This is a genomic window from Stenotrophomonas sp. HMWF023 (assembly GCF_003060985.1).
Classification (GTDB): domain Bacteria; phylum Pseudomonadota; class Gammaproteobacteria; order Xanthomonadales; family Xanthomonadaceae; genus Stenotrophomonas; species Stenotrophomonas lactitubi.
In genome coordinates this window covers 1-5,276 of record NZ_QAIJ01000122.1, presented here as the reverse complement: position 1 = coordinate 5,276, position 5,276 = coordinate 1, and the positions used below count along the sequence as shown (strand labels likewise).

The window sequence follows — 5,276 nt, the reverse complement described above, 5'->3', positions numbered from 1 at the left end:
AGCGGGGGACGCTGCAAGTACGTCCATGTAAGCTCGGTCGCCGCATCCATGCGGCTCACGCCCCCGCTTGCTGACCCGCCCCGCCTTCGACAGGTTCCCGCGATCTGTCGGGACGGCGTTCTCTGCTGCTGTTGGTAGGTGTCGACCTTGGTCGACACAGTAGATCCACGCCATGCGTGGATGAATCTCTGTCGGGCATCGAAAAACGGATGGGGTCGGATCCCTTTTTCAACGAAAAAGGGCTCCGACTCGAGCAACGCTGAATACGGGACACAGTGCCCCTCTCCTGCTGCTATCGCCAATTCACCTTGACCTGTTAACGTGCAGTAATGACCTGTGGCATTCTCCTCGTAACACATCCTGGGGTCGGGATCGCCCTGCTCGACGTGGCGACCCGGCTTCTGCGGCAGTTGCCGTTGAAAACCGAAGCTTTCGAAGTACCGTTCGACGCAGACCTGGATGCTCTGCTCCCGCTCGCCTCGGCCGCTCTGCGGCGGGTCGATGGGGGCGAGGGCGTGCTGATCCTGACCGACCTGTACGGCGCCAGCCCCGCCAACCTTGCCGGGCAGCTGGCCCGGTTGGGGACCCCGGTTCGCCGGGTGTCGGCGCTGAGTCTGCCGATGTTGCTGCGGGTGATGAATTATCCGGAACAGGGACTGGATCAACTGCCTGCCACTGCGGCGGCGGGCACCCGTAATGGAGCGATAGTCGACGATGCTTGAACGAGAACTCACTGTGAGCAACCGCCTGGGCCTGCATGCCCGGGCCACCGCCAAGCTGGTGCAGACCCTGGCGCCGTTCCGCTGCAACGTGACCATGGCCGCCAAGGGCCGTGAGATCAACGCCAAGAGCATCATGGGCGTAATGCTGCTGGCGGCAGGGCAAGGCACACCGGTCACCATCCGCATCAACGGCGAAGACGAAGTCGCGGCGATGGATGCGGTGGTCGACCTGTTCGAGCGTCGCTTCGACGAGGACAACTGAGCGTGCCGCGCGCGCGCGCCGGCCAAGCCCCCACCGGCCAACGGCCGGTACAGCTGCTGGCCGGCCACGGCGCCGCCCGCGGTACTGCGATGGGCCGCGCCCGCGTGCGCCTGCCGCATGCACTGGAAGTAGCCGAACAGCGCGTCACTCCCTCCCAGGTTGAATCCGAGCTGGCACGCCTGCACCGCGCCGTGGACGCGGCGCGCACGGAAATGCACGAGCTGCGCCAGCGCCTGCATGGTGCGCTGAACCAGGAAGTGGGCGAATTCCTCGACCTGCATGCACTGTTGCTGGACGATCCCGAGCTCCTGTTCGGCCTGGACGAACTGATCCGCAGTGGTCCCTACAGCGCCGGCTATGCATTGCGCCTGCAGCGCGACCGCCTGGCCAAAGTCTTCGATGGCATGGACGATGCCTACCTGAAGAGCCGCATGGACGACCTCGACCATGTGATCGGGCGCATCCATGCGTTCCTGCAGCCCGAGCGCCCGGCAGCGGTGAAGGGCCTGGCCGGCGAGATCCTGGTCTGCGACAACATCGCCCCTTCCGAGCTGGCCCAGCTGCAGTCGCACGGTGTGGTCGGCATCGTCACCACTGCTGGCAGCGCGCTGTCGCACAGTGCGATCCTCGCCCGCAGCCTGCACCTGCCGTTGATCGTCAACGTGCCGCAGCTGCTGAGCAAGGTGATCGACGGCGACGTGCTGATCATCGATGGCGCCGACGGCAGCATCACCGTCAACCCGCAGGCCGACAACCTGCGTGATTACCGCGCACGCCTGAAGGAGCACGCGCGCGAGCAGCGCGAGCTCGGCCGCCTGCGCAGCAAACCCAGCCGTACCCGCGACCAGGTCGACATCGCCCTGCTGGCCAATGCCGAATCGCTGGAAGATGTGACCCAGGCGCATGCGCTGGGTGCCCACGGCCTGGGCCTGTACCGCACCGAATTCCTGTTCCTGCAGCGCAACGAACTGCCGGACGAAGAAGAACAGTTCCAGACTTACCGCGATGCGGCGCTGGGCATGAGTGGCCGCCCGGTGACCATCCGTACCCTCGACCTGGGTGCGGACAAGGCCGACCGCACCGGCCTGACCCTGAGCAACGAGGAAAACCCGGCGTTGGGCCTGCGCGGCGTGCGCCTGTCACTGGCCCGGCCCAAGGTGGCCGACACCCAGATGCGCGCGATCCTGCGTGCCTCGGCCTACGGCAAGCTGCGCGTGCTGGTGCCCATGGTCAGCACCCGCGACGAACTGCTGGCGGTACGCCGGCGCATGCTGAAGCTGGGCGAGCAACTGCGCGCCGAGGGTCACATGGTGGCCGAGCATGTACCGCTGGGTGCGATGATCGAAGTGCCCGCCGCCGCGCTGGCGCTGGAGAGTTTCATCGACCTGGTCGACTTCCTGTCGATCGGCACCAACGATCTGGTGCAGTACCTGCTGGCCGCCGACCGCAACAACGAAGCACTGGGCGAACTGTATTCACCGCTGCACCCGGCCGTGCTGCGCCTGCTGCAGATGGTGATCGAAACCGGCGCACGTCATCGCATTCCGGTGGCGGTCTGCGGCGAAATCGCGGGCGACGCACGGATGACCCCGCTGCTGCTGGCGCTGGGCCTGACCGAGTTCAGCCTGCACCCGGGCACCTTGCTGGAAGTACGCCGGGCTGTCCGTGATGCCGACCTGGGCGCCCTTCGCGCCCGCGCACCGAAGCTGCTGGGCATGCGTGACCGCCGCGGCATCGAGCGCTGGCTGGCGTTGGTGGCGGACGCGTCCTGATTCCCGCGCTACGCGCTCGCCGGGCACGGCCCGGCGGAATGTGTGGACCCGCTGGCCGCAGGCCACCGGGGTATGCGTTGAAACATCCCCTTGCGATAATGACGCGCTGAACACCCCTGTTGCCGCATCCTTGCAAGGATCGCGGCTTTTCTTATCCCGCGGGAGCTGCGATGGCTGAGGCTGTACGCCACGACAAGACTGCGCGCCAGTTGCGGATGCTGTCCGATGCTCTGGACAGCGGTCGGCTGGGCCCGGTACGCCGTCTGGTCAATACCCTGGCGCCGGCCGAGATCGGCAACCTGCTCGAATCGCTGCCTCCGGGCAAGCGCGAGATCGTCTGGGGCCTGGTCGATCCGGAGGACGACGGCGAGGTGCTGGTCCACGTCGGCGACGACGTGCGCGAGAGCCTGCTCGCGGACATGGACCCGGACGAGATCATCGCCGCGGTCGAAGACCTCGACATCGACGATCTGGCCGACCTGGTCGAAGACCTGCCGGACACGGTCATCGACGAAGTCCTCAAGTCGATGGACCGCGAGAACCGCGAGCGCCTGGAGCAGGTGCTGTCCTACCCCGAGGACAGCGCCGGCCGCCTGATGAACCCGGACGTGGTGACGGTGCGCGCCGACGTCAACGTCGATGTGGTGCTGCGCTACCTGCGCCTGCGCGGCGAACTGCCCGACCACACCGATCACCTGTTCGTGGTCAGCCGCCGCCATCAGTACCTGGGACGCGTGTCATTGGCCTCGCTGGTGACCCACGAAGACACCACGCCGATCAACCGCCTGATCGACGATGAGCAGCCTGCCATCGATGTCGGCGAGAGTGATCAGGAAGTGGCGCGGCAGTTCTCCGACCATGACTGGATCTCCGCGCCGGTGGTGGATGACAACAACATCCTGATCGGCCGCATCACCATCGATGACGTGGTCGACATCATCCGTGGCCAGGCCGAGCACCAGGCGCTGGGCGCGGCCGGCCTGGATGAGGACGAGGATCTGTTCAGCCCGGTCTGGCGCGCGATGCGACGCCGCCTGATGTGGCTGTCGGTGAACCTGTGCACCGCCTTCCTGGCTTCCAGTGTGGTCGGCCACTTCGAAGGCACCATCGACAAGCTGGTCGCACTGGCCGTGCTGATGCCGATCGTCGCCGGGCTCGGCGGCAATGCCGGCACCCAGGTGCTGGCGCTGATGGTGCGCGGCCTGGCGCTGGGCCAGGTCGGCAGTTCCAACGCACGCACGCTGCTGTGGAAGGAAGTGCGGGTCGCGCTGCTCAATGGTGTGGTGCTCGGCTCGGTGCTGGGCCTGATCGTGCTCGCCTGGTTCCACTCGCCCGGACTCTCGGCGGTGATCGCCATCGCGCTGACCTGCAACCTGTTGTTCGCGGCACTGGCCGGCGTGCTGGTGCCCTTGGGCCTGAAGCGCTTCGGCTTCGATCCTGCACTGGCCAGCGGCATCTTCCTGACCGCGGTGACCGACTCGATGGGCTTCTTCACCTTCCTCGGCCTGGCCACCATGGTCCTGCTGCACTGACTGGAACTGCCATGGCAACGACAATCGAAAACTACTTTGCGCCGGGTTGGCGCGACCAGCCTCACACCTGCGCGGCCTGCGAGTGGAAAGGCAGTTCACGGGCAATGGTGATGGAGCTGGACGAGGACGCCACCGAGTACGTGTGCCCGGTCTGCGAGAACCCGTTGCTGGTGGTGCTGCATCCGGACATGGCGCAGGTGCAGGCGGCCGCGGTGGAAGGCAACCTCGAGGCACAGGAGCAGTTGGACATCATCGCCAGCTTCCCGCGCCCGCAGTGATGCGGCGCACGATGCCGGGCCGGCCGCAGCGCACTACCATCGAAGCGACCTCGCCCTCATGGGAATCGCCATGCTTCGATCGTTTTCGCGCTGGCTGCCGCTGCTGGCCCTGCTGATGATGACCGGGTGCGCCAGTACGCCACCTGGTGCGCGCGGCCACTTCGAGGCACGTGCAGTGAAGGTGGACGGCGAAACCGCCTACTACCAGGTGTTCATTCCAGCCTCTGCCGCGCGCGCGTCGAGGCCGCTCCCGGTGGTGCTGTTCCTGCACGGCTCCGGCGAGCGCGGCGGTGACGGCGTGAAGCAGACCCACGCCGGCCTGGGCCCGTACCTGCGCCGTCACGGCGCCGACTTCCCCGCGCTGGCGGTGTTTCCGCAGGTACCCGGCCGAGAAGAATGGAGCGGCCGCAACAACCGTGTGGCGATAGCGGCACTGGACGCCACGATTGCAGAATTCGGCGCCGACCCGGCAAGGCAGTACCTGACCGGGATGTCGATGGGCGGCTACGGCAGCTGGAACATCGCCCTGGACGACCCGCAGCGCTTTGCCGCGATCGTGCCAGTGTGCGGTGCGGTACTGGCACCGCGTGCGATACGCCCCACCCTGTTCGTTGAGCAGGTGACGAACGAAGCGGATCCCTATGCGGTGATCGCGCAACGGCTGCAGCGCACCCCGATCTGGATCTTCCACGGCGCGCTGGATGACGTGG

At 66.7% G+C, this 5,276-nt stretch carries 6 protein-coding genes; all 6 read left to right on the top strand.

Going from position 1 to position 5,276, the window contains the following annotated elements; genetic code table 11:
- The first annotated feature begins 329 nt into the window (after positions 1 to 329).
- A complete protein-coding gene (locus tag DBR20_RS06395) occupies positions 330 to 722 on the top strand; it encodes a PTS fructose IIA subunit family protein (RefSeq protein WP_089239297.1) in 393 nt (130 codons plus the stop codon).
- On the top strand, positions 715 to 984 hold the full coding sequence (locus DBR20_RS06390; protein ID WP_025874024.1) for an HPr family phosphocarrier protein: 270 nt from the start codon (positions 715 to 717) through the stop codon (positions 982 to 984). Before DBR20_RS06395 ends, DBR20_RS06390 begins: the two co-directional genes overlap by 8 nt.
- 2 nt (positions 985 to 986) lie before the next feature.
- Complete coding sequence (ptsP, locus tag DBR20_RS06385; protein WP_108265597.1) at positions 987 to 2,756, top strand: phosphoenolpyruvate--protein phosphotransferase; 1,770 nt, start codon at positions 987 to 989, stop codon at positions 2,754 to 2,756.
- Between the two features lie 170 nt (positions 2,757 to 2,926).
- On the top strand, positions 2,927 to 4,288 hold the full coding sequence (mgtE, locus tag DBR20_RS06380) for a magnesium transporter (RefSeq protein WP_025874026.1): 1,362 nt from the start codon (positions 2,927 to 2,929) through the stop codon (positions 4,286 to 4,288).
- Between the two features lie 11 nt (positions 4,289 to 4,299).
- Positions 4,300 to 4,566 (top strand): hypothetical protein, encoded by a 267-nt coding sequence (locus DBR20_RS06375; protein WP_108265596.1) that lies wholly within the window; start codon positions 4,300 to 4,302, stop codon positions 4,564 to 4,566.
- 70 nt (positions 4,567 to 4,636) lie between these two features.
- The coding region (locus DBR20_RS06370) for an alpha/beta hydrolase-fold protein (RefSeq protein ID WP_108265599.1) at positions 4,637 to 5,276 on the top strand (640 nt) is incomplete at its 3' end.